This window comes from Bradyrhizobium arachidis (assembly GCF_024758505.1).
Classification (GTDB): Bacteria; Pseudomonadota; Alphaproteobacteria; order Rhizobiales; family Xanthobacteraceae; genus Bradyrhizobium; species Bradyrhizobium manausense_C.
This window is the reverse complement of the sequence record NZ_CP077970.1, coordinates 571,148-593,552: the sequence shown is the minus strand read 5'-3', so window position 1 is coordinate 593,552 and position 22,405 is coordinate 571,148. Positions and strand designations below refer to the sequence as shown.

At 59.3% G+C, this 22,405-nt stretch carries 22 protein-coding genes; 6 read left to right on the top strand and 16 right to left on the bottom strand.

All coding sequences use genetic code 11. The features are described from left to right. Positions 1-133: 133 nt before the first annotated feature. Positions 134-1,198: an ABC transporter substrate-binding protein gene (locus KUF59_RS02800; protein ID WP_258768167.1), complete on the bottom strand. Its 1,065-nt coding sequence runs from the start codon at positions 1,196-1,198 to the stop codon at positions 134-136. A 513-nt stretch (positions 1,199-1,711) separates the two neighbouring features. Between KUF59_RS02800 and KUF59_RS02795 the strand changes: the two genes are divergently transcribed. Together KUF59_RS02795 and KUF59_RS02790 are read left to right on the top strand one after the other, a co-directional pair. Then, positions 1,712-2,089: an NUDIX hydrolase gene (locus KUF59_RS02795; protein WP_258768166.1), complete on the top strand. Its 378-nt coding sequence runs from the start codon at positions 1,712-1,714 to the stop codon at positions 2,087-2,089. Positions 2,090-2,290: 201 nt separating this feature from the next. Next, positions 2,291-3,856, top strand: coding sequence for a winged helix-turn-helix domain-containing tetratricopeptide repeat protein (locus tag KUF59_RS02790; RefSeq protein WP_258768165.1), 1,566 nt, complete (start codon positions 2,291-2,293; stop codon positions 3,854-3,856). A 212-nt stretch (positions 3,857-4,068) separates the two neighbouring features. On the opposite strand, the gene KUF59_RS02785 is transcribed toward KUF59_RS02790, so the two are convergent. The 12 genes from KUF59_RS02785 to KUF59_RS02730 all read right to left on the bottom strand — a co-directional run bounded on the left by KUF59_RS02785 (position 4,069) and on the right by KUF59_RS02730 (position 17,874). After that, entirely contained in the window at positions 4,069-4,461 is a 393-nt protein-coding gene (locus KUF59_RS02785; protein WP_258768164.1) for an ABC transporter substrate binding protein, read from the bottom strand. A 158-nt stretch (positions 4,462-4,619) separates the two neighbouring features. Beyond that, the gene (locus tag KUF59_RS02780) at positions 4,620-6,500 is read right to left on the bottom strand and encodes an alpha-amylase family glycosyl hydrolase (protein WP_258768163.1); all 1,881 of its coding nucleotides are present in this window, start codon (positions 6,498-6,500) and stop codon (positions 4,620-4,622) included. Between the two features lie 3 nt (positions 6,501-6,503). Then, positions 6,504-8,957 carry a 3-keto-alpha-glucoside-1,2-lyase-like domain-containing protein gene (locus tag KUF59_RS02775; protein WP_258768162.1) on the bottom strand — a complete coding sequence of 818 codons (2,454 nt, stop codon included), beginning with the start codon at positions 8,955-8,957 and terminating at the stop codon, positions 6,504-6,506. A gap of 467 nt (positions 8,958-9,424) precedes the next feature. Further along, positions 9,425-10,300, bottom strand: coding sequence for a DUF1259 domain-containing protein (locus tag KUF59_RS02770; protein WP_258770095.1), 876 nt, complete (start codon positions 10,298-10,300; stop codon positions 9,425-9,427). Between the two features lie 140 nt (positions 10,301-10,440). Continuing rightward, positions 10,441-11,031: a superoxide dismutase gene (locus tag KUF59_RS02765; RefSeq protein ID WP_258768161.1), complete on the bottom strand. Its 591-nt coding sequence runs from the start codon at positions 11,029-11,031 to the stop codon at positions 10,441-10,443. Positions 11,032-11,161: 130 nt separating this feature from the next. Continuing rightward, a complete protein-coding gene (locus tag KUF59_RS02760; protein WP_258768160.1) occupies positions 11,162-12,451 on the bottom strand; it encodes an MFS transporter in 1,290 nt (429 codons plus the stop codon). Positions 12,452-12,629: 178 nt separating this feature from the next. Beyond that, the gene (locus KUF59_RS02755) at positions 12,630-13,307 is read right to left on the bottom strand and encodes a LamG domain-containing protein (protein ID WP_258768159.1); all 678 of its coding nucleotides are present in this window, start codon (positions 13,305-13,307) and stop codon (positions 12,630-12,632) included. Further along, positions 13,304-14,656, bottom strand: a complete 1,353-nt coding sequence (locus KUF59_RS02750) for an ABC transporter permease subunit (protein WP_258768158.1) — start codon at positions 14,654-14,656, stop codon at positions 13,304-13,306. Before KUF59_RS02750 ends, KUF59_RS02755 begins: the two co-directional genes overlap by 4 nt. Positions 14,657-14,663: 7 nt before the next feature. Next, a complete protein-coding gene (locus KUF59_RS02745) occupies positions 14,664-15,410 on the bottom strand; it encodes an ABC transporter ATP-binding protein (RefSeq protein ID WP_258768157.1) in 747 nt (248 codons plus the stop codon). Between the two features lie 174 nt (positions 15,411-15,584). Next, entirely contained in the window at positions 15,585-15,758 is a 174-nt protein-coding gene (locus tag KUF59_RS02740) for a hypothetical protein (protein WP_258768156.1), read from the bottom strand. A gap of 757 nt (positions 15,759-16,515) precedes the next feature. Further along, the gene (locus KUF59_RS02735) at positions 16,516-17,451 is read right to left on the bottom strand and encodes a transcriptional regulator GcvA (protein WP_258768155.1); all 936 of its coding nucleotides are present in this window, start codon (positions 17,449-17,451) and stop codon (positions 16,516-16,518) included. Between the two features lie 207 nt (positions 17,452-17,658). Then, the gene (locus tag KUF59_RS02730; RefSeq protein ID WP_258768154.1) at positions 17,659-17,874 is read right to left on the bottom strand and encodes a hypothetical protein; all 216 of its coding nucleotides are present in this window, start codon (positions 17,872-17,874) and stop codon (positions 17,659-17,661) included. Between KUF59_RS02730 and KUF59_RS02725 the strand changes: the two genes are divergently transcribed. The 3 genes from KUF59_RS02725 (at position 17,861) to KUF59_RS02715 (ending at position 20,143) form a co-directional block, all read left to right on the top strand. Next, entirely contained in the window at positions 17,861-18,553 is a 693-nt protein-coding gene (locus KUF59_RS02725; protein ID WP_258768153.1) for a glutathione S-transferase family protein, read from the top strand. The genes KUF59_RS02730 and KUF59_RS02725 overlap by 14 nt on opposite strands. 208 nt (positions 18,554-18,761) lie before the next feature. Further along, positions 18,762-19,652 carry a YncE family protein gene (locus KUF59_RS02720; protein WP_258768152.1) on the top strand — a complete coding sequence of 297 codons (891 nt, stop codon included), beginning with the start codon at positions 18,762-18,764 and terminating at the stop codon, positions 19,650-19,652. A 26-nt stretch (positions 19,653-19,678) separates the two neighbouring features. After that, a complete protein-coding gene (locus KUF59_RS02715) occupies positions 19,679-20,143 on the top strand; it encodes a chromate resistance protein (protein ID WP_258768151.1) in 465 nt (154 codons plus the stop codon). A gap of 178 nt (positions 20,144-20,321) precedes the next feature. Here KUF59_RS02715 and KUF59_RS02710 read toward each other — a convergent pair whose 3' ends face one another. From KUF59_RS02710 to KUF59_RS02700, 3 genes are all read right to left on the bottom strand, one after another. Further along, positions 20,322-20,558 (bottom strand): PepSY domain-containing protein, encoded by a 237-nt coding sequence (locus KUF59_RS02710; RefSeq protein WP_258768150.1) that lies wholly within the window; start codon positions 20,556-20,558, stop codon positions 20,322-20,324. Between the two features lie 75 nt (positions 20,559-20,633). After that, entirely contained in the window at positions 20,634-21,131 is a 498-nt protein-coding gene (locus KUF59_RS02705; RefSeq protein WP_258768149.1) for a hypothetical protein, read from the bottom strand. A gap of 2 nt (positions 21,132-21,133) precedes the next feature. Further along, the gene (locus tag KUF59_RS02700) at positions 21,134-21,364 is read right to left on the bottom strand and encodes a hypothetical protein (protein WP_258768148.1); all 231 of its coding nucleotides are present in this window, start codon (positions 21,362-21,364) and stop codon (positions 21,134-21,136) included. Positions 21,365-21,671: 307 nt separating this feature from the next. On the opposite strand from KUF59_RS02700, the gene KUF59_RS02695 reads away from it, so the two are divergent. Further along, positions 21,672-22,403 carry a sulfite exporter TauE/SafE family protein gene (locus KUF59_RS02695; RefSeq protein WP_258768147.1) on the top strand — a complete coding sequence of 244 codons (732 nt, stop codon included), beginning with the start codon at positions 21,672-21,674 and terminating at the stop codon, positions 22,401-22,403. Positions 22,404-22,405: the final 2 nt, after the last annotated feature.

Below are 22,405 nucleotides of genomic sequence, written 5' to 3'. Positions count from 1 at the left end.
GGGTCAATACGCGAAGAACTCACGTTGAGCAAAACGAGTCCGCTCTTGCCTTGAATGCTGAAGTGCGAGCGGACATCGACTCCTGTCCCTAAGGGCCAGATTCGGACTCATGCGCCGCAGCAAAGGCGAGCCTCTAGTCGACAACCTCGTCGGCGGCTGCCAGTAACGTGGGAGGCACGCTAATGCCAAGCGCTTTTGCGGTCTTCAGATTGATGACTAGGCTAAACTTGCTCGCCTGCTCGATGGGAAGATCGCCGGGGTTCGCGCCGCGCAATATTTTTCCAGCGTAGATGCCTGCACGACGCGTACCGTCGAACTGGTCGGGGGCATAGCTCATCAGAAGTCCGGCTTGCGCCCAGTACAGATATGGACCAACAGTCGGCTTTCTGGAGGCCATGACGGAACTTACAACGCGTGAAACATCGGCCCCCATCATGGGCTCGCCTGAGATGTAGAACGCGCTCACGTTATCCCGAAGACCTGCCGCAACGGCGCTCTGCAGATCGTCAAGGGTGTTGATATCGTAGTAAATGAGCTCAAAGCCCAATTGGGCGGACACCCTTTGCAGGGCATCCTTCTCCTGCTTCGCCAACACTGCTCCGTTAGCGGGCGCAATAATGCCGAGGCGGACCAGATTTGGGACAAGCTCCTTGAAGAAACCGATCCGCTTTTGGACCATCGTATCCTCGCCACCGACTGCGTTCATCACGTTTCCGGTGACGATCCCGCCCGGGTGCGCATAGCTTTGGACGATCCCTAGCGCGACGGGGTCGACAGCAACGTTGCAAAAGACGACGGGCAGATTTGGAAATGATCGGCGCCAGGCGTGAAAGACGTCGCACGAACGCGCGATGTCGGCGGGCGTTTGTTGTCCGCCGTACGATCCCTCCTTGCAAAACTTAGTATCTACCAAATAATTGAGAGTGCCAGACACGACGAAGACACGGGCATTGAGTGCTCCCAATTCCCTCGCAATCTGCGGATTGCGATCTACGTCTCCCTCGTTGGACCGCGCGGCAAGCGAATAGTTCGCGCCTTCGACGAAGCCTTCCTCCTGAAGGCCTTTTCGAAGCGCCGCAATTCTATCTTTTGCAACTAAGGTCTCCAGCTTTGGAGGCTGCAGAAACCCGACCAACGGCATATTCGTTTTTGTCTGAGCATAACCTGCTCGAGGAATACTCAACGCAGTCGCGCTCATTAGTCCGATGAACTCCCGCCTTCGCATGTGTCCCTCCTGCGAGGACCGCGCCCGTGGGATGGCGAGAATAGCACTTTGCAGCGGGGCTGTGACGTGCCTTGAAGGACCGCTCTGGGTCATTCGCATCGTTTTCGCCTTGCGCTAAGCACTTCCGGTCTACCCCGATAAGCAGACCAATTTAGAGCCGGTCCGCACTTCGCCTTGGCCAACAGCCGACGTACGCGCTGCAGCGGAAGCACCCAATACCGCGAGACGGAAGTTGTCGCTGACGATTTCATCGGCGCGACCGCAAGATGATGATGCTGACAACGATAGGAGCCAGTCCACAGGCCACCGCTATCCAGAACTTGGGCTCTTGGAGGATGTCGAGCATATTGAGGAAATAGCGAGCCACGACCTCGTCGTCACGACCCGTTAACGCCGTGATAATACGGGTCGCAAGCACGCTCATCGTTGCAGGTCGGACCAGCCAGACTAGACTAACGCCGATTGGTCAGATCGATTCGAAGGGATATGGCAAAGTCCTCAAAACTTGTCGCCGCGAAGAAGGGGCGCGTGCTCCTGGTGAGGCGACGGCGCGATAAGCTCTGGATGTTTCCGGGCGGCCGTAAACATGTTGGTGAGAGCGAAAGGAATTGCCTTCGCCGCGAGATCAGGGAAGAACTGCCAAAACTCAAACTTGGGCCGTTGAAGCTCTGGCGAGAGGTGAAGGCAAAGAACCGTCGATCGGGGCGAAAGATGAGCGACGCGATCTTCGTCGCCAGGAAGGCGTCGGGTCCCTTGAAGATCGGCGACAAGAACGAGATCGACAAGGCGGCTTGGCGCAAGCCGCGCGGCATCAGACTAACGCCCACCTCGCGCTACATCCGAGACAAGCTCTTTCCGCGCTGACATCTCGGCGCAACCTTGTGGCCGAGCCAGTCCCGTCCGCTTATCTTCAAAAAGCGGCGCGAAAGCGGACCAGCCGGGAGGTCCGAGAAGGGCCAGAAGCAGGCATTCCCGACCTTGAGCGGCTTACATTTTGCTTACGGGCGGCATAGCTTATCTTCGGTTGAGTGCCTGTCATGGAGTAACGGCAACGGGGGAATAGCTGTGCGCTATCTCTTCGAGAACTACATATTTGACACAGACCGGCGGGAGCTCCGTCGCGGTGCCGAGATGATCCCTCTCGCGCCACAGGTTTTCGACCTGCTCGCGTACCTGATCCGCAACAGGGAGCGCGTCGTCAGCAAGGACGACCTCATCCGTGCCATCTGGAATGGCCGCGCCGTCTCAGATGCGGCGTTGACGACACGTCTGAATGTCGCTCGAGGTGCCGTCGGCGACACCGGCGAGGAGCAGCGTTTGATCAAGACCCTGCCGCGCAAAGGCTTTCGCTTTGTTGGCGGCGTGGAGGAAGACCGACAGGGTTCGGTCCCGCCGGGGGGCCATACCATCGTGGAAGCTCCGTCGTGTGCACCGCGTCTTTCTATAGTCGTGCTGCCGTTCGTGAATATTAGCGCCGATCCCGAGCAGGACTACTTCGTCGATGGTGTGACCGAAAGCCTGACCACGGACCTCTCCCGCATCCATGGCTCATGTGTCATTGGCCGACACACGGCGTTTTCCTACAAGGGCAAGGCCGTTGATCTCAAGCAGGTTGGTCGCGAGTTAAACGTCCGGTACGCGCTCGAAGGTTCGGTGCAACGTGGCGGTAATCGACTTCGCGTGAACGTTCAGCTCGTGGACGCAGAAACCGGCGCGCATTTATGGGCCGACCGCTTTGACAAACCCGCCGCTGATTTGTTTGCTATCCAAGACGAGATCATATCTAGGCTAGCTAACTCCTTGGACGCGCAGCTCGTCGCAGCCGAGGCCATGAGAGCACAACGGTCGGCGCATCCCAATTCATTGGAGTTGTACTTCCAGGGCAGAGCTAAGCTCAATATGGGGCTGACTTCCGAATATATCTTGCAGGCGCGCCATTTTTTCGAGCGCGCCCTGACGGTTGATCCCGACAATATCGAAGCGCGTCTGGGCTTAGCGCATGTTGATGGCATTGTTGGTGCTGGCTACATGACCGACAATCGGATGAAGTACCTTACCGTAGCAGAAGCGGCCGTTATGCAAGTCCTGACCCTCGCGCCGAACCACGCCTTGGCTCACTTACATCTGGGAACAGCAAAAATTTTCACGAACCGCGTGTCCGAGGGCATTGAGGAACTACAACACGCTTTGGCGCTGGACCGAAATCTGGCACACGCGCACGGGTTAATTGGTCAAGCCAAGATTTTCCTCGGGCGCGGCGGGGAGACTGAGGCGCATGTCTTAGAGGCACTCCGTCTGTCTCCCCGCGACATTCATGCCTTCATGTGGATGCAGTATGTCGGTTTCGCTAAGTTGCAACTTAGTGCCGATAGGGAAGCCGTCAGTTGGCTCCGCAGGAGCATCGACGCCAACCGAAATTATCCGTTTGCGCATTTTGGGCTCGCCGCTGCCCTAGCATTGCTTGGAGCACTCGATGACGCGCGGGCCGCCGCGCAAGCAGGGCTCGCGCTTCAACCTAATTTCAGCATCCGCCGCTTCCGCGCCAGCCCGTCGACCGACAATCCAGCTTATCTCGCCAAACGTGAGCGCATTTATGAGGGCATGCGATTGGCAGGAGTACCGGAGGGGTAATGTCGGAGATGGGTCAAAGACGGACATTGACCAATGGTGCGGACACGTCTGCTTCAGCCCGAGCACCGGACATTGTTTCGGATATGATAGGTTATGGAAGACGTCGACCAAGAGGCCGGTTCTGCTTTGATATGTTCAGCGGACGTCCAAACATCTAGGTTGGATGTCGGCGAGGGGCCATGTGCGGATTCAGGCGGTGCCGCAAACAACGACTATTCGATCACCTCGTCCGCGCGGAGGAGAAATGATTGCGGCACGGTAAGGCCGATCGCCTTCGCCGTCTTCAGATTGATCACGAGCTCGAATTTCGTAGGCTGCTGCACAGGCAGGTCGGCAGGCTTGGCGCCTTTCAGAATCTTATCGACGTAGGTTGCGGCCTTCCGGTAAGCATCGGCCTCATCGGACCCATAGCTCAGCAGGCCGCCCTGATCTGCGAATTCGCGAACGAACGACATCGCCGGAATCCGGTAGCGGACCGCCAGTTCGGCAACCCGCCGGATCGGCAAACTGGGCTGGACGATCAGTGCATCCGGAGCCTCCTGGTCCAATGCCGAAAAGGCAGCGTCAAGCTCGGTGCTGCTATGGATCATGACGGGATTGATCATGACCCCAGCAGCTGCCCCATCGCTCTCGACCCGTTGCAAAAATGGCTTACCATGGCGGTAGATGCCTGGCTCGCCAGCTCCGAAGTCCGCGTTCAAAGGCAAGGTGCTCGCGGTGGAAATTTATTCGCCAACGCCAGGTGAAGTTCATCAGTCTCGTTTCACGGCCTGCCCAAGGTCCAGATTCGACCGTAGTGCGAGGGAACGCTCAGCCACACCTGCTGCAGAGCCGGAATGTTTTTCAGATCGAGAGCGCCCCCATGCAACTCCTCGACATAGTCCCCGGCCATCGGGAACCAGAAGGGGACGCTCTGGTCCGTGTCCCCAAAATTGACAGCGACCAACGTGTACCGGGCGCCGTCGTACCGAGCGAACAGCAGCATGCCAAACTGCTGATAGCGATCCCAATCGTTGAAGAAGAAATACGTCCCCTCGCGAATGTGCTCTCTCTGCCGTCGAACGTGCAACAGCCGGCGAACTAGGCTTACGATGGGTCGGCCGGAATCATCGTAGAAGAAATCCCAACGCATGGGTCGGAGCAGCGATACCCGACCCATTCCGAAGTCGGGCAGGAAGTAGTTCTCAGCGAACTCCTCGCCTTGCCACAGCATCGGAATGCCTTTGCTCATCAGGAGACAGATCAAGTAAGGCTGCAGCAAATACCACCGTGTGCGGTCGCCCTCCGCAAACAGCGGATTGCCCGCTTCGTCCGGATTGTAAGTGCCAAAGTTGCACAGGAATCGTTCGTGATCGTGGTTGTCGATGTACTGAAGTGCGGTCTTGGGGATGTTGTCACCGTTCACAGTTTCTTGGTCGGGATAGCCGAAGAGTCCAAACTTTAGGCCAAGATCAAAGAGTCGTCCGCGGTCACCCCGCGCTACCGCGCGCGCCGCATCAAAAGTGCCATTCTGCCACGTGCTGTTGGAATAGGTGGTACGCAACACTTCTTCCGGCCCCTCGAGTTGCTCCGCCATTTGAACGAGCGCCAACGGCCTACCAGGCCCAGCATCGAAGCGACTCCAATACGCATTACCCGCTGCAATCTTCGCCTTCGTAAGCTGGTGCGTTTGATAGACAAGGTCCGCATAGCCAACGCCCATCGGACCATCCCAGTAGTTCGGGACGCAGTCGTAACGAAAGCCATCAACGTGATACACATCGAGCCAATGGTGGCTGGCCGTATAGAAGTAGTCTCGGGTGATCTCTCGATTAAAATCCGTGCTCTTGCCGAAATTGCTGAAGTAATCCTTGGCAAATGGGCCCATGAAGGGGTTCTCGCGGTAGCGCAGCCGCGTATATGCATCGTAGTACGGGAAATCTATGCCCGTATGGCCATAGACGACGTCCACTATTACGGCGATCCCGTGCTGATGGCAGATGTCGACGAGCTCTTGGAAATCGGATCGCTTGCCGAAGCGCTCGTCGACCCCGAAGTAGCCGATCGGCAAATAGCCCCAATCGACCGAGTTGCCAACGTTGGACAAAGGCATAATCTCGATGGCGTTGATCCCGAGGTCGGCCAGGTAAGCGACGAACCCGCGGGCGCGGTCGAGGTCATTGCCGAACTCCGCGATGTTCACCTCATAGAGGATCAGATCCGCCAGCGCCGGCGTTCGCCATTGGGCCTCACCAGAACTCCAGACGTAAGCTTGGTAGCCCAAAGTGAAGGCTGACTGCTTGCCTACACCGAACTCGCGCGCAAATGGATCGATGATCCAATCGAGCGTGCCGACGCTCGGGTTCGTGATCGCATAGCGGTACACGTAACGGCCCTGACTCCCCCAGGCAGAGCCCGGCACCGCCGGAGCAGTGCTGGCGATAGGCACGGTGGCCGACCAGAAATCTCCGTAAGGAGGCCGAACACTGTGCGCGAGCTGAAACTCTCGCGCCGGCATCGCCTGAAGAAACTGATCCCTCTCATGAATGATCTTCACGGTCACGATGTTGCCGTCCGCCGCAGAGACCCACGGAAGCCAGAGTCCGAACGTAACTACGCCGTTCGTCTCGACTGCGCCGAGCGATGCAAGCGGCATCAGGTTCATCGGTCACAACGCCTTCCACTGGATGTTGCGGAAAAGCACCCGCCCAGTATGTGTCTGCAACCCGATGAAGCGAGGATCCTGCGCAGTTGAAGGCAACCCGCGCCGCGGAGACTGCGGATCGCCTGTGAAATGAAAAATATTCACCGTCTGTCCGTTCAGTGCGACCGTGATGTCGGCGCCATCGACCGTGATCTCATAGTCGTTCCATTCTCCGACCGGATGGACGATCAATGGACCGTCCGTCGGGCCCTTGAAGGAGTAGACCGCTCCCGTTCTGTGGATTGGCGCATTGTCTGGACGTGCTAATTCGTCGATCTGTATCTCGAAGCCGAAGTTGACGCCGACATAGGCCGTGTTGTTGTAGCCCTCGTTCCGCGGGTCCGGGAAACCGATAAAGACGCCCGAATTGTCGTCCGCCGCCGTCATCATCCATTGCAGTCGCAACACGTAGCGGCTTGGTGTCGCCCGCGTCAGCCAAAGCAGGCCCAGATCCGTCCCTGTTCGCCCCTCGAGCACCCCCCGTCGTACTCGAAACGAACCGGGATCGTCTCGCCCAGGCTGGTTGCTGATCGTCGACATCATCCAGTCACCGAGTGAGGTGCCGTCGAATAGCGTCTCGAAGCCTGCGTCGGCCGCGAATGGTGACGGCGCCATGATGACGTCGCCCGTGCGCCGCGACAGTCCGATACCGGTCAGCATCGGGTTGGGCGAGCCGATGCTCGGGAAAAGCGCCGGACCAGCCGCGTAGAGGTTTTCAGTGTGGTGAAAGCGTCCATTGCTGTCCGTGACACTTATGGTTGGATCGGTCCCCATCCAAAGGGTGCCAGCTTCGTGATGGGTGGTGCCCAGTCCATCCTGACCGCTCTGGAGCACCTGCATGGGCTGCCCGTTGGCAAAGATCGCGGCGACCTGCTGCATGGCCGCATCCATTGCGCCCCAGAGATCCTGGTCCCGGGGCGTCGGCGTGAGCACGACCGAGGCGCGACGAACTCCATATTCATCCGTTCGCGAGCTCAAGTCGACGCGGCTGGGGTGGGCAGCAAGGTCGGCCGGATCGGCGGGCTCCATCTCTCCGAGCCCTCTGATCGCGATCGCGACTTGCGTGTCGTTGGAGGTGCGAAGCTGGTCATAGAAGTCGACATCGGGAACTTTACGGAAAAGTTCGTCCTCGCCACCAACCGTAGTGCCGCCACCGCTTGCGGAAATCTGAAGGTGGAAACGACCAATCAAATCGCCGTTCTGCCGCGTCGCTCGGCCCTTCACGAAGAGCGCTGCGGTTTGTAGCTCGTTCACCGCCGCAGACAGGCCGGAAATCGCCGACCGGGGCACGCGGATGACGAGGTTAGAACGAAGATGCGCGATCAGATTCTTACCAATGAGCGGCAGGGTCGGAAGCCCCGTTGCGTCAAACGAAGCGAGAGCAAGCCTTGCGTTCTCAATCGTCCCAAGCGCCACGATGACGGTGCCGCCCGGGGCAAGATCGATTGGACCACGGCTTGTGTCGATGCCGGTGACCCGCCAAGCACCGCCGGCAGTCGGGACTGTGCGCAGCTTCAAGACATGCGTGTCCGGCAGCACCATGAATTCCTTGGCTGCATCATTGCCGTTCGAGTCACTCGCCGCAGTACGGGCCGCCTTCATCAAGAGAGGAACGACGCTGAATTTGTTCAGCGGGAAGAACCCTGCGTGCGGTGGCCGTGCCTGCACTGCGAGGGGTGCCTCCAGCTTCAGCATGTTCAGGAGGTCTGCTTGAGAAAGGCCGCCGGCAGACGTCAGACCGAGTAGCTGTAGTGGGTCAGAGCCCGGCTTCAGAAGCGGCGACGGCGGGAGCGCATTGAGAGCAAACGCACCAGGGACGCTGGAGAGATTGTCGAAGAGTTGACGTCGCAGCGCGTTCTGGAGCTCGCCCGCAATGAAATCATTCGCCTCGTCGACACCGATTTGCCTTGAGCTCTCATCGAAATAGCGGCTGTTCAGATCAGCAACGGTATTCGCAGGCCATGTCGTCATTTCTTCGGCGAGTAGCCGAGGCGACCACCCGCCCCAGTAAAGCGATCTGCCGCCCAGCGTATAGGCAAGCCCTTTGAAGGGAATGGTCGATTTCCATGGAATGCCCCAGACCTCGTTACGCGGCTGCTCCGGCTGAGGCAGGTTGTCGTTCAGAAAGAATGGAGTAGCCGGATCGGCAAACCCTTGGATTCCTGTGTTCTGGACGTGCTCTGGAACGGTGAACATCCCGGCTTCTACAACCAGCGTTCGCAAGCCTCCACCGGCCTGCTTCTGACGGAACCAAAGATGTTCTGCGATTGCGGAGCCGAACGTCCCGCCTCCCACGATGATGAAGTCGAACGGACGCCCGCCTGCGGACTTCCAAGCATCAACCTCGGCGAGGTTGTTGCAGAGATAGCGGCCCTGGATGTCTTTGGTGAACGAGGTCGTCTCCGTAGTGGTCGGCATGGTCCGCCCTCCTGATACAAACCTCACAGTCAGCGTTCATCCGAGGCAACAGCCACTCGGACATTTGCAATTCATTGCTCTCGATAGGCATTCAAACTTCTGCTCAGTCAGCAGAGCTGCCACGTGTGCCTTCGAGGGGAATCACCGAAGGAAGCTGCTCGACCGAGTTAGACACAGCCCCTCTCAACCTAAAATGATCTAGCTCACACATTACTCCTTTTTCGGGCTGGCGCACAGAATTACGTCGCTAGAGCCGCGAGTTGAATCATCGGCAGCGATCGCGCAACGATCACACTCTGCGAGCGAAAGTTGTCGCACATTTGCGCGGAGTTAGACTCGCTTTCCTGGTCAGGAAATGCGCCCAGGGCCACTGCTGATCTTCCAACGGAACAGATAGCGGCTTTATTCGCCCTGCGCTGGTGCCGTCAGGACGTCATCCACGGCCAGCCCGCGAAATCGACTGCGTTCTAACTCTTGGTGCTGGCGGTCTTGTCGAGGGCGGCACGAAGCCCTTTCGCCAATTTCAAGGCGTCGTCACTGGCCCAGAAGTGCATGAAGAACATGCGCGGCTGCTCATCGAGCATGTGGCTATGCAGCGCCGTCACCTCTATGCCATGCGCCCGCAACGCCACGATGACCGGGTTGACCTCGTCGCTGGTCAGCACGAAGTCGCCAGTGATTGCTGCCTTGCCTCCGCCCGTCGGCTGGAAATTGATCCCGATCGCGACACCCATTGCACCGACCGGGGTCAGCAACATGCCGCCTTCCGTGATCGGATCGCGCCTCTTTACATTGTATTGGTAGACGCCGCCGTTGACCTGCCCCTTAACTCCGATGATCTGGTCGAGCTGTGCCGTATCGAGGTCAACGGCAGGCGGCGGGTCCGCCGGCGCCGCGGCCGTTAGCGGAGTTTTGCTTTCGGCCAGCGCATCGCGAATAGCCGAGGCCAATTTGACGGGATCACCGTGGCCAGCGACGTGCATGTAGAACGTCGCGGGACTCGCGCGAAGCAGATGGTTGTGCACGGCGGTTATCTCGACACCGCTCGCGATCATCTTCGCCATCACCGGATTGATCTCGGTCTCCAGAAGCACAAGGTCGCCCATGATCATCGCGCTGCCGTGGACCGGCTTGAAGGCAATCCAGCCGCCCAGCGCGAGCGCGGGCTTGATGGCTACCCCATCCAAAGTCACCGCGAGGTCTGTGCGCGGGAAGCCGTAGCGATGAACATCGTCCGAGACGGCAGGCTTTCGACCGAGCGTCTCGTCGACCTTCTGCCAGTCAATGGCCTGCGCATGCGCGCTGGAGATAAACGGTTCGCTGTAGTTCATCCAGCTCGTCATCTCCACGCCAGCAACGGCTGCCAACAGCGCTAGGAGAATCGGAGTACCAATCCAGAGTTTTTTCTGCATTGCATCCTCCTTCGTCAGGCATGTCGTCTCCAATGAGTCCTGCCCGCACGTTCAGAATCCGGAGCCGCGTGTCATCTTTGCATCCCTTCATAAGCGCGCTGTACCGCCGGCCAACTAATCGCCGCCATGAAGACATCGACGTAGTTCCCTGCCTTGGCGCCATAGTCGATGTGATAGGAGTGCTCGTACATATCGAGCGCCAAAATCGGCGTTCCGCCCGCAAGGGTGTGACAGTGGTCTGAGGCCCACTGATTGACGAGCTTGCGATCGCGCGGCGACCATGTCAGCAGCACCCAACCGGAGCCACCGCCGAGTGCCTTCCCCATAGCCATGAACTCGACGCGCCAACGATCATAAGAACCGAAGTCGTGCGCCAGGATCTCCTTCAAGCTTGCACCCGGTTCGCTTTCGTCACCGAGACCGTCAAAGAACACTTCATGAAGGATCATCGAGTTGGTCGCGATAAGTTGCTCGCGCTTCAGACCATTGATCAGGAAGCCCGCGGCATTTGCATAGTCGAGCTCGGCAAGCTTTTCGTCGATCAGATTCAAGCGCTTGACCGCGCCGCCATAGTTGTTTTCGTAGTGGCTGATAATCATTCGCTCCGACATGCCCCGGATTCGGCTCGGGTCGCAGGAAAGCGGCTTCATAGCGTAGGTCATGGCGCTCCTCCGTTGAGATCACGGATCATTTTCAGATTGGACGTGACGGCTTGCACCCAGACGGGCGTGCTGCCCAGCACGGCGGGCGAGGCCTCTGCGGCGACGAAATTCCGGCCTGTTCTATCCACTGTCATCCCGCTCTCCGGGTCCTCGAAATCTGCCCCGTCCTCCCGGTCGCCTCCTTGACCGTCCCTTCGGCTTCTTCGGGCGGTTTGATGTGACGGAACGACAGGAGCAGTGTGATGTCATAGGCAATCTTCAGCGCGCCGCAGATCACGAGCGGTAGTCCCGAAAATGCCGTACCGAGCAGCGCGCCGGCTAAGCTCGGACTTATGGCTGAGGCAAGGCTGCGCGGGACGGCCGTCACGCTGGCGGCCGCCGGGCGCTCCTCGGGTGTGACGACCGCCATCACGTAGGAGGTGCGCGTTGGCACATCCATCTGCGAAAGCGCCGCCCGGATCGAAAGCAGGATCAGTACGACCGTCAGGTTCGGAATGAGAGCGGCCGCGATCAGGCAGATGCTTGAGGGGATGTGCGTGAAGACCATGGTGTTGACCAACCCGAAACGCTGCGACAGCCTTGCCGCGAGCGGATAGGAAAAGGCCGAAAGCGTATTGGACCAGAAGAAGAAGAGGCTGGCGCTCGAAAGCGAGAGGTCGAAGCGCTCGAACAGCCACAAGGCGACAAGCGATTGAACGGCAAAGCCCCCGGCAAAGGCATCGACGCTGAAGAGAGCTGCAAGCCGGTAGACAATTGGGCGCGAAGGGCCGAGGACTGACGTCTTCGGTCGTTCGTCAATTGCGGCTGAGGCTTCCGGCAGCAGACGATAGAGAACTGCGCCGATGAGACCAAGGACGGTATAGACGAAGAACATGGACTTCAGGGCAGCGAGCCTCGACACGTCAAACGAAACAAGAAGGTCGGGCGCAGTGGCCATCAAGGCGCCCGCTGCCGTCGAGAGTCCACCAATCAAGCTATAGCGGGCAAAGACCTGCGTACGTTTCTGGTCGCTCGCATCGCTTGCCAGGAGTGCGTGCTCAAGCGGCACGAAGATTCCGATGTCTCCTGGCGACGGATTGATCGTGCCGACAAAGGCAAGGAGCAGGATGACCGGAAACGCCTCCGCGAATGGAAAAGCCAGACCCGTCGCCATCATCGTCAGGGCGCTCAGCAGTAATAGCGTGCGCAGATCGCGACGACCTCCCAGCCAACCGACGCCCAGCGTTAGGATGGCGGTCCCTAGCAGGGCGCCGGTGGCAACCACGCCGATCTGGAAAGGGGAGTAACCCAACTCGACGAGGTAAGCCGGCAAAATGATCGTGGCAAAGCCGTCACCAAGCCCGCGCGCGGCGCGTGCAGCGAACAGCAGCGCGATTGGGGACCGCAAATATGTAGAGGGAATGGGTTTAACGGCAGACATGCAGCGTCCTTGTTGGAAAACCGGACGCGATTCTTGGGCATGTCGCCTCATGGGGAGATCGCTTCCCCATGAGTGGAAGTAAGGCGCGACGCCCGGATTTGTCAAGGCGCCACCAACTCGCCGGAACCGCGTTCAATTGCCAGCAGCGACCGTGTAATCCGCGAAGTACATGTGGCTGTCAGCCTTCGAGGAGCCCGATCCGGCCCGACACCGGTTGGGCCAGCGTGTGTTCCAGATAGAGCTTGCCGTCGAGATAGCCTTCCACCTTCGTGCCGTTGACGCGGATCTTGAGGTCATGCCACTGCCGCGTGGCGGTCGGCGTATTGCGTACCCATTTGACGGAAGAGCGTTTTCCGTTCTCGAACTTCCACAGCACGATATTGTTCTCCAGACAGTTCGCGCGGACTGTCAGGTAGTCCCCGTTTGGCTTGAGGTTGAATAGGATGCCGGCGCCCTGGTCGATGCGACCGGACAAGCCTTCAAAGCGAACCGAAATCTCGCCATCGCTGAAATTTTCGATTTTTGGTGCGACCGCGTAGGGATAGTAGGCGTAGGCCTGCACGCGATCGAGAAACTCAGCGTAGCGTTCACCGTAGAGAGCCCGTGCCTTGTCGGCGATACCTGCCGACGATTGCCCTTCCTTCCACTGGCGGCCATCGACTGTGAGCACCTTCTTGCCCCCCTCCTCCTCGATCCTCCAGAAGCCAACTACTGGCACCAGCGATTTTGGCTCCCCACCGACGGTTTCATTCGAGAGGTCAATCTTGATTGGCTCTGCGGCCACGCCTGGCAACCCCAGCGCCACACAACCGATAGCCGCGAAGATGACAACTCCGATTTTCTTGCTGACACTCATGGCTTAACTCCTTGATGAGCGAGAAGACCCTTGTCCGGAGGGAGTCGGCGAATGCGCCACCACGCGAGCACGATCAGGAGCGGCAATCCGCCGAAGAACCACAGCAGCGTCGCGTCCGCGCTAACGAGCAAGGGATAACCGGGGTACTCTTCCGCGCCAGGTGCCGGTGGCTGCGCGCCTGCGAGCGCATATAGCAGCGGCAGTATCTCTCGCGGGCTGGTGGAGCGGCTTACGTCGGTTCGATCGTCATAGCGATATTCGATCTGGCCATAGTCGTCCGACGGGTTGGCAGCCGCGGGCCGCTCGCTGGCGAGAATGACGGTGACATCAGGCACGGCGCGCTCGAGCTTCGCAAGCACGTTGCGTCGGAGATCGATATAGCGGGGATCCTCGACAGCGAGAGCGACCCTGATGATGAGAGGACGCCGAAGCGTCGCGAGCAAACGTTCATCAGCAGGCGAAAAGGAGTTGCGACGATCCTTGCTGAGATCCACGGATGCCCTGAGCTGCGTCGCGACACCGAGGCCCGCCAAGATCATCAGTACGCAGCACGCAGAGCGAATGATTTTGGCACGCCGCAAAGTACCGGGCGGAAGCCAAACAATTGTCAGCGCCGCGAGCCCGCCAATGACGGCAGTTGTACCGAGCACCAAGCCGGCCGAGAGAAGCCCCTGCTCGAATGGACGCAGCGTCTGGGTTAGCGACATCTGCGCAAGCCAGGCCGATAGGCCTGAGCGGCCCGCGAGCGTGAAATCCAGCACCCATGATCCGATCGTGACAGCAAGCGCGATGATGGCGGCGGTTGCCGAATTGTCGGAGATGGCCGCAGCGAGTAGCCCAATGGCGCCGGCCAGCAGACCGTAGAGCAAATGACCGAACAGAAGGTTCAGCGTCTCCGGCGCAGCCAAATGGCCGCCCAATATGGCCCACAAAGCCAGCGCGGACAGCGCAGGTATGCTCACCATGAGCCAAGCTGCGACTACGGCGCAGAATTTTGCGGCGATCAGCGTCGAGGTTCGGTACGGCAACTGGACTAGCAGGCGCAATGCCCCGCTTTCCTTCTCCTGGCCCAGCACCCGGATCGCCACGAAAGGAAACAACAATGTCACCGCCACATAGAATGCGCCGAACGTCGGAACGAGAATTCCATCGAGCGGCGAGAGACTCCTCGCCAAAACTGGCGACTGCAGGGCCGTAGCGCTTGACTCGCTGTAGAGCGAGACTGCCTGGACGAAGCTGTACCCGACGAGCGGACAGACCAGCAGCAACATGGTCCAAAGCGCTCGTCCGGCCGTTACCTCGCGGAGCTCCTTTGCGAGCAGCGGAACGAACGGTGCGGTAGGCCGCACGTATGCCTCACGTGAGTGCAAGGAAGATATCCTCCAGTGAGCCGTTCGGCAGTCCCGTTCGCGCACGCAGGTCTGCAAGTCCTCCGGACCCGCGCACCTGCCCTGCCGAGAGCAGGATGAAGCGGTCACAGACCCGTTCGGCATCCCGCAACTGATGAATTGAGAGGATCAGCGTGCGTCCGCGTCCCGTCTGGCGACGCAATAGACCCATGACGTCCCGCGTCTGCCGCAGATCAAATCCGTCAAATGGTTCGTCCATCAGCAGCAGCTCGTGCGACGCAAGCAGTCCGATGGTCAGCATCAGGCGTCGAGCATAGCCCTTCGACAGGGCGTGCACGCGCTTTCGAAGCACCGGCTGTAACCCGAGCGCTTCTATGATCGACCTGATGTCTGTGTCGGACCGTCGAAAGACGTTGCCGACAAACGACACGACCTGTAGGGCCGATTGATCTTGGTATGGACGGACGCCATCAGGCAGGTAGAACAGGACATCGCGTCGACGACCTGCGTGCAACGGCTCTCCGCGCCAAAAGACGTCGCCTGAATTCACCGGTAGAAGTCCGGCAACGGCTTCCAGGAGCGTCGACTTGCCGGCGCCGTTTGGACCGATGATGCCGAGGATTTCGCCTGCGACAGCAGAGAACGTCACGCCGTCGATAGCGGTGCCGTCTCTTCCATAGCGCTTGGTCAGGTCTCTTACGCTCAGCAAAGACGCTGAACGATCTGGCGAAAACCCGTCGTTGACGGATGACATGCTGCGTCCTTCTCAAAAATCCGGACGCGATGCTTGGGCATGTCGCCTCATGGGGAGATCGCCATCCCCAAGCCCGCGACTTTGCCAAAGCGGGACTGCTTGTCAATTAGGAACCAGCAAGAAGGGAGACTCGCGAACTTGACGGCTCATTCACTTCAGCTTGATCGAGTCTCCTTACTCACTCTTAAATTCCGCGATCTTTCGATCTTGACTCCACAGCTCTACGTCGTACCCGTCAGCCAAGACTCTGGCGCGCTTCTTGGCTTCGGTTTCGTCCTCGCAGATCAGTTGGATGCTAAGCTCGATATGCCCGTCGAGGCCCATGATATGTGCGCGGTACTCTTGCATCTGCCGACCCCCTTTCACAACGAAAGGCCACCAACTGAGGCGGCCTTATTCTTCAGGAGGTTGTAGCCCCGGCGACGTTAGCCACCCGTCTATATTAGAAGCGGTTTCGAGCTGGCGCAGTTTGCCTTCTAGAAGATCACGCTGCGGTCCCGGCGGCGTGTTTTCCAGTTCCGCTATGATGCGAACTCTCTCCGCGTGCAGATTGTCGTCAAATGTGTGGGGTTGTGAGCGTCGTCTCATGGCACTCTCCTTTCCCTACGTGAATTGGGCAGGAGCGCAACCGGCCGTAGCAACAATGGCGTGCGTGATGGAACTAGTATGTACCCGGAACCAGAGCGACGCCAGAACAAAACTTAAGAGGAGGCTCTCAGGCGGGCCGCTCGCGCCCTTACTGCACGACCAGGGCCTCCATGCGGTTCAAAACCTGAATTTTGGACAGCCGTACTGTACGATCATGAGAGCGCGTTAGAGGACGTCCTACATCACGCAATCGACGCGTAGCAATAGGCCGCTCAGGGTCAAACGCGGCAGTCAACGCGACATCCGATGTCCGGTCTCCCCGCAGACAGCCGACATGGCGACAACACCTGCGTGTCCTTTGAGTTAGACTCTGGACGTTGAACAAAAGCGTGGGGCCTTCTGTTCCTGGCGTGTGATAGCAGTGCCAACATTGACGAGTGGCTGAGTTCCCCGGTTCAAGATCGCACCGGACTCCCGAGCAACGATAATTGGGCAAGGTACGACGGTTTCGTTGGCATTACCGGCGCTTCGTCTTCGAGGTCCCGGTGAGCGATTTGAGGGCACGCAGGTCGTTCGACGCCTCCGCAAGCAGCCAGTCACGAAAAGTCGCAATCTTCGGCAGCGACGCAGTCGCCTTCGGGCAAACGATCCAATATGTCTTCGACAGCGGCAAGGACTCCGGGAAAGCCAGCGCCAGCCGACCGTTGATCAGATCCCAGGCCGCCAATGTCGTGCGAGCAAGAGCAATACCTTGCCCATTGATCGCGGCATCGATAACCATGCTCGCACGATTGAGCACGGGGCCGTGCGTGACATCGGCGTCATCGATGCCGACGCCGCGCAGCCAATTCGCCCAGTCGGATCGGCTGTCCAGGTGGATCAGAGGAAATTTGAGAATATCGGCGACCCCGCTGATGCGGCGGCGGCCCGACAGTAACTTTGGACTGCATACGGCAAACAGCCGTTCCGAGGAGAGCCTTACGGCATCGAGACCCGGCCAATTTCCGTCGCCGTGGCGCACGGCAAGATCGACCTCCTCGCGGGCAAAATCGACGTGATGCATCGTGGCCGAGACGCGGAGATCGATGCCGGAATGCGCCCCCGCGAAATGACCGAGCCGATGCACCAGCCATTTGGCGGCAAAATCCGGCGAGGTGCTGACGGTGAGAACGCCTGCGCTCTGCCGCTGCAACAAACGCTCGGTGCCCGCAGCGATTCGATCCAGCGCGTCACGCACAACGGCGAGATAGTCCCTGCCCGCCTCGGTGATAATCAGTCGCTGCCGCTCACGATTGAAGAGTTTGATCGCAAGTTCGGTCTCAAGCGCCTTCACCTGGTGGCTCACCGCACCCTGGGTGACACACAGCTCTTCTGCGGCGCGCGTAAAGCTTTCATGCCGGGCTGCGGCTTCGAAGGCCTTCAGAGCGTTCAGCGGCGGCAAGTGCGGGCGCATTGCGAAGCTTCCTAGGGGAGTTCATGAGAAAAATTGGGGCAGGCCTGAGAAACGATGCTTTGCGGATTGCGCCCCGCCGGCCCTATGCAGGCGGCGACAATGCGAAATCATGGGATTTGGAGCCGCAATATGTCAACGATTTTTGCAGATAGTGACTTTCCAGTGCGAGTGCGACGCGGCACGACGACCGCGGATCATCAACCAAATTCATGGCTGAAGCTCCTCGACGGCTGGCTCACGAGGAGCGAGCGGAAGCACCAGCGCGCCGATCTGCGCGCGATTGCCGATGATCCCCACCTCCTTGCCGATCTCGGGCTCACCCGGGAAGAGGCCCTGGAGCAGGCCGACATGCCGTTCTGGCGCTAATCGAACTCGATCGACCACAAGCGAAAGGACGGGGAGGAGAAAGATGTCCGAGATCATTGTCTACGGCTTTCCACGGAGCACGTTCGTCAACATCGTGCGGCTCGTCCTGACCCACAAGGACGTCGCCTACACATTCCAGGACCTCGAGCCGGTGATGGGCAAGGCCGAACACCTCGCGCTGCACCCCTTCAACCGCGTGCCCATCCTCCGACACGACGACTTCATCGTCTACGAGACAAGCGCCATCGTGAGTTATATCGACGAGGCGTTCGAGGGAGCTCGGCTGACGCCGCGAGATCCACGCGCGCGGGCGCGCATGAACCAATGGATCGGCATCGTCAATTCCTACGTCTACCCCTACATGATCCATCACGTGACCCATGAGCGGCTGGTCTTTCCGGAGCTCGGGATCGCGTCCGACGAGAAGGTCGTGGCGCATGCACTGCCAAAGGTCGAAACGACGCTCAAGGTCATCGAACGCGAACTCGCGCACGGCCAGGACTATTTGGTTGGGTCGGAACTCACGATCGCGGATTTCTTCCTGTTGCCGAGCACATTTGCGTTCAGCCTGACTGAAGAGGGCAAGTCCATGTACCCAAAATATCCGGCCTTTTGCCGCTGGCGGGAGCGCATGGAAGGTCTGCCGACAACGCAAAAGCTTCGTGCGATCCTGCCGCCACGTGTACCCATTCCGCATGCCCGCGAGTGGGCGAACTCGCACCGACCAAAATACTGACCTTGCAGATCCAGCCTTGTCGGCACCTCTTGCAAGGCCTAAATTGATGCCACGGGGAAACACAGACTCCCCGCCAGACGGGCGGACCGTCCAAGCTCTGTGCAACGCTCGATTTTTCGGGGAGATTGCACGTGGACGGAGTCTTCATTCAATCCATCCAACGGAGTGCCCGCTCTCGGCAGCGTAGCGGCGTGAGGTCGCCATGCCCTTGAAGAGCCTTGGCATCATCAAAATACCGGGTGCTGCAGATAGCGCCTTCGATCACGCCGCTTTCGATCCCAAGACCCGGCGGGTTTTCATCGCGCATACCGCGCGCAGCACGGTCGAGGTGATCGATCACGATGCGGGCAGGCATGAAACGACGTTGCCGGGCTTCCCAGGTGTCGCCGGTGCCGTCGCCGACGACGGTGAAATCCTCGTAACCAACCGCGGCTCTGCGAGCCTCGCCTGGCTGGATGCGGCGACATTCGAGACCAAGGCCGTGTTCAAAACCGGCGCCCGGCCAAATGGCGCTGCGATCGTCAAGCACCTTTCGCTCGGGATCGTCGCCTGCATCGGCGACGAGCGGGAGACGCCAACGCTGCATGCGTTCGGCCTGAACGATCAGAAGCACACGTCGATAGACCTTCCGGGCCGGCCGCGCTGGTGCGTGACGGACGCGGAAGCAAAGCGGGTATTCCTCTGTATCCGCGATCCGTCGATGGTGCTCGTTGCCAGCCTGCCCAATCTACTCCCGATTGCGCAGTGGAAGCTCCCATCGGGCGGCGCTCATGGCCTTGATATCGACCATTCGCGTGGGCGTCTCTACGCCGCTTGCGACGACGGCGCACTGGTCGAACTCGACAGTACCTCCGGCGAGGTCGCCAATGTCTGGCCTATCACCGGCCCACCGGACGTAACCTTCTTCAATCCTGCCACCGGCCGCGTCCACGTGGCGATCGGCGAGCCCGGACTGGTCGAAACCATCGATCCGCGAACCGGCACCGCTATTCAGACGACTACGGGTGTCGGTGCACACACGACGGCGCTGGTGGTTCCGGACCAGCTCTACGTCATCTCACCCACCCACGGCGGGATTCTCGTTGTGGCGGATGCGTGATCTGCCAAGATCAAGAGGAGGACAAGATGAAGTGGATTACCCGAGAACACGTCAAAGTCGATCGCGTCGCCTGCCCCTGGCTCATCAAGAAATTCGTCGACAAGGATGCCGAATTCATCTTTTCGCCGGCTGACAAGGTCATGGCCGAGGCTAAGCGGCTCGACGCCATTCCTTATGACGTCAAGGACGTCGAACTCGGCCACCATGGCAAGGAATGCTCGTTCGAAGCGATACTGAAGAAATACAAGCTAACGAACGATGCGGCGCTCGTCCTTCTCGGCAGAATCGTGAACGGTGCCGACACGGACAATACTCTTTATCAGCAGGCCGAAGGACCCGGTTTACAGGCGGTAGCCGAAGGTTTCCGCCGCCTCGGCTACAAGGACGATCATGCACTCAACGCCGCCGAGTGGATCGTCTATGATGCACTGTACGCCTATGCCCAGGAAATGGTGAAGGGTGGAAAACCAGCCGGGAAGTTTGCAAACTAGTTGCGACCCGTCACGGAAGTGATGCCACAGAGCAGTCTCGCACGTGGATCGCCGGGATCGCGTGAACTGAAGATAAATCTCAACGATCATGCGCGACCTGATGAACTAGCGCATGATCACGTCAGACCGCACGGCGAGAGTGCCGCTTGAAACACTTGCGTGAGCGGAGCTCCTGCCCCTACTTCCGCTCCTTGAATTGACCACTGCTGTCGACGACGAGGGAAACGTCCTTACCGTCTTTTGTCGCCTTGACGGAGATACCTTCTGCCGTAGATTTGATATCGCGAACCTGCGAATAGCCGGCGGCTTGCAGCTTGGCCACGAGTTCCTCTTGGGTGAGAGCAAGGGCAGGCGAAAAGATACCGGCCAGCCAGATAAAGCAAAGGATTGCTCGGGGGATCAATCGTGTCGACATGATCTGTGTTCCTTGGCTGAATCGATGAAATTGGGTCCGCCGACACACCAACGCGGTGCGAGCACCAAAGCTCCCTTATTCCATGGCCAGCGTCGAAATCAGCTCGTCGATCCGCTGAAGAATCGCGTCACGCGCCGCATCGTAGTCATTGATGCCCAACGGAACGCCGGACCAGTATGTCACGCTGGCATTGCCTTTCAGTTCGGCCGGCACCGCGTCAAACGCCAGCAGACGGCCTGCATTATTCGCATCCGCCGGCGTCAGCACGCCCGGTGCATTGGTGGGGTCGAGGCCATCCAGAGCGAGCCCGTCCCGAATGGGGACCGGAATTGACGAATACGGATCAATGCCGCGCGAAACCGCCCGGTAGGGCAAGCCGCGTTCGCTTGCCGCCTTGTTGAAATAGGCGGCCGCCATCTGACTGTTCACCACGCCATGCAGACAGACGAAAACAATTGTCTTGTTGCCTCCATCAGTATCGGCCCAGGCTGATGTGGTCATAAACTCTGGCGCAAACAATCCAATGGACGCCGCCAGGACCACGCGTAAGCAGAAATGACTGATACGCATCATCGCTAATCCTCGTCGGGCAATTCGCGCTCGCTCAACGTGGCCTCTGTAATCAGTAGGTCCTGGTTGGCGGCCATGAGGTCAAGCGCGAGGGCAAAGCCTTCGATGACCCGTGCGACGTCCCCAGAGAACACGACAGTGGATACTTGAGGCGGAATTGCCGCCTGCTGATCCACGCCGCTAGAACCGTCCGCCGGTACTGCAAAATATGGAAGGGTGAATTTGATATCAGACATGCTGCGTCCTTAGGTGAGAAGACCGGACGCGATTCTTGGGCATGCCGCCTCGTGGGGATCGCTTTCCCCATGAGCCAACCTTCAGAAAAATGTGTCATTGTGTCAATCTGAAACCGCGTGGACTCATCCAACTATCGAGAAGGTGGAAGCCACCGTGGTTCGGTCGGGGAGAAGCGAAAGTCGGCGACAGCGCACGGCTTGCGCCAATGCGCCTCCTCACCTAGGCTGATTCCCTGGGGACGCAGCAGCCTCCCCATGAAATGGTGATCCCATTCAAGCGCTGCTCGCTTTGATTTGGAGCGAGCACATGGATGGGTTTTCATTCGAACTTCCGATCTTCATTCTCGCAACATTCGCCGGCGCGCTGATCGCTGGCCTCTCCGGCTTTGCCTTTGGGCTCGTCGTCGCCTCGATCTGGCTCTACATCCTCACGCCGCTTCAGACGGCCACCCTGATCATCGCCTTCGGCCTGATCGTTCAGGGCTACTCGGTCTGGAAGCTGAGGCGGTTGCTCGATTACCAGAAGCTCTGGCCGTTTGTGGTCGGCGCAGCGATGGGCGTTCCCGTCGGCGTCGGCATCCTCACCTGGGCCAATCCTGCCCATGTGCGCGCGGGTGTCGGCGCCTTCCTCGTGTTGTACTGCCTCTATGCTCTGCTCCGTCCATCGATCCGTCCGATCAAGGCCGGCGGCGCAGTGGCGGATGCCAGCGTCGGCTTTCTCAATGGCGTGCTCTGCGGCATCACCGGCCTCGCCGGTATTCTCGTCACCATCTGGTGCGGGCTGCGCGGCTGGCCGAAAGAGGTGCAGCGCACGGTATTCCAGCCGGTGGCGGCCGCGATCTTCCTGATGAGCGCGCTGTGGATCGGCGTCAGGAGCGCCATCACTCCGGAGACGATCAAGCTGTTCCTGATTGGCTTGCCTGCGCTTCTCGCGGGGACCTGGCTTGGCCTGAAACTGTTCGGCCGACTGGACGAGGCAATGTTCCGCAGGATCGTGCTGGTGCTGCTCCTCATGTCAGGCGCCGTGCTGATCATCTAGCC

Excerpts from the sequence above, each read along its gene's own strand:
- KUF59_RS02800 (WP_258768167.1), bottom strand. The coding sequence starts at position 1,198 with ATGAGCGCGACTGCGTTGAGTATTCCTCGAGCAGGTTATGCTCAGACA.
- KUF59_RS02795 (WP_258768166.1), top strand. The coding sequence starts at position 1,712 with ATGGCAAAGTCCTCAAAACTTGTCGCCGCGAAGAAGGGGCGCGTGCTC.
- KUF59_RS02785 (WP_258768164.1), bottom strand. The coding sequence starts at position 4,461 with ATGATCAATCCCGTCATGATCCATAGCAGCACCGAGCTTGACGCTGCC.
- KUF59_RS02780 (WP_258768163.1), bottom strand. The coding sequence starts at position 6,500 with ATGAACCTGATGCCGCTTGCATCGCTCGGCGCAGTCGAGACGAACGGC.
- KUF59_RS02775 (WP_258768162.1), bottom strand. The coding sequence starts at position 8,957 with ATGCCGACCACTACGGAGACGACCTCGTTCACCAAAGACATCCAGGGC.
- KUF59_RS02770 (WP_258770095.1), bottom strand. The coding sequence starts at position 10,300 with ATGACGAGCTGGATGAACTACAGCGAACCGTTTATCTCCAGCGCGCAT.
- KUF59_RS02765 (WP_258768161.1), bottom strand. The coding sequence starts at position 11,031 with ATGACCTACGCTATGAAGCCGCTTTCCTGCGACCCGAGCCGAATCCGG.
- KUF59_RS02760 (WP_258768160.1), bottom strand. The coding sequence starts at position 12,451 with ATGTCTGCCGTTAAACCCATTCCCTCTACATATTTGCGGTCCCCAATC.
- KUF59_RS02755 (WP_258768159.1), bottom strand. The coding sequence starts at position 13,307 with ATGAGTGTCAGCAAGAAAATCGGAGTTGTCATCTTCGCGGCTATCGGT.
- KUF59_RS02745 (WP_258768157.1), bottom strand. The coding sequence starts at position 15,410 with ATGTCATCCGTCAACGACGGGTTTTCGCCAGATCGTTCAGCGTCTTTG.
- KUF59_RS02740 (WP_258768156.1), bottom strand. The coding sequence starts at position 15,758 with ATGCAAGAGTACCGCGCACATATCATGGGCCTCGACGGGCATATCGAG.
- KUF59_RS02735 (WP_258768155.1), bottom strand. The coding sequence starts at position 17,451 with ATGCGCCCGCACTTGCCGCCGCTGAACGCTCTGAAGGCCTTCGAAGCC.
- KUF59_RS02725 (WP_258768153.1), top strand. The coding sequence starts at position 17,861 with ATGTCCGAGATCATTGTCTACGGCTTTCCACGGAGCACGTTCGTCAAC.
- KUF59_RS02730 (WP_258768154.1), bottom strand. The coding sequence starts at position 17,874 with ATGATCTCGGACATCTTTCTCCTCCCCGTCCTTTCGCTTGTGGTCGAT.
- KUF59_RS02715 (WP_258768151.1), top strand. The coding sequence starts at position 19,679 with ATGAAGTGGATTACCCGAGAACACGTCAAAGTCGATCGCGTCGCCTGC.
- KUF59_RS02710 (WP_258768150.1), bottom strand. The coding sequence starts at position 20,558 with ATGTCGACACGATTGATCCCCCGAGCAATCCTTTGCTTTATCTGGCTG.
- KUF59_RS02705 (WP_258768149.1), bottom strand. The coding sequence starts at position 21,131 with ATGATGCGTATCAGTCATTTCTGCTTACGCGTGGTCCTGGCGGCGTCC.
- KUF59_RS02700 (WP_258768148.1), bottom strand. The coding sequence starts at position 21,364 with ATGTCTGATATCAAATTCACCCTTCCATATTTTGCAGTACCGGCGGAC.
- KUF59_RS02695 (WP_258768147.1), top strand. The coding sequence starts at position 21,672 with ATGGATGGGTTTTCATTCGAACTTCCGATCTTCATTCTCGCAACATTC.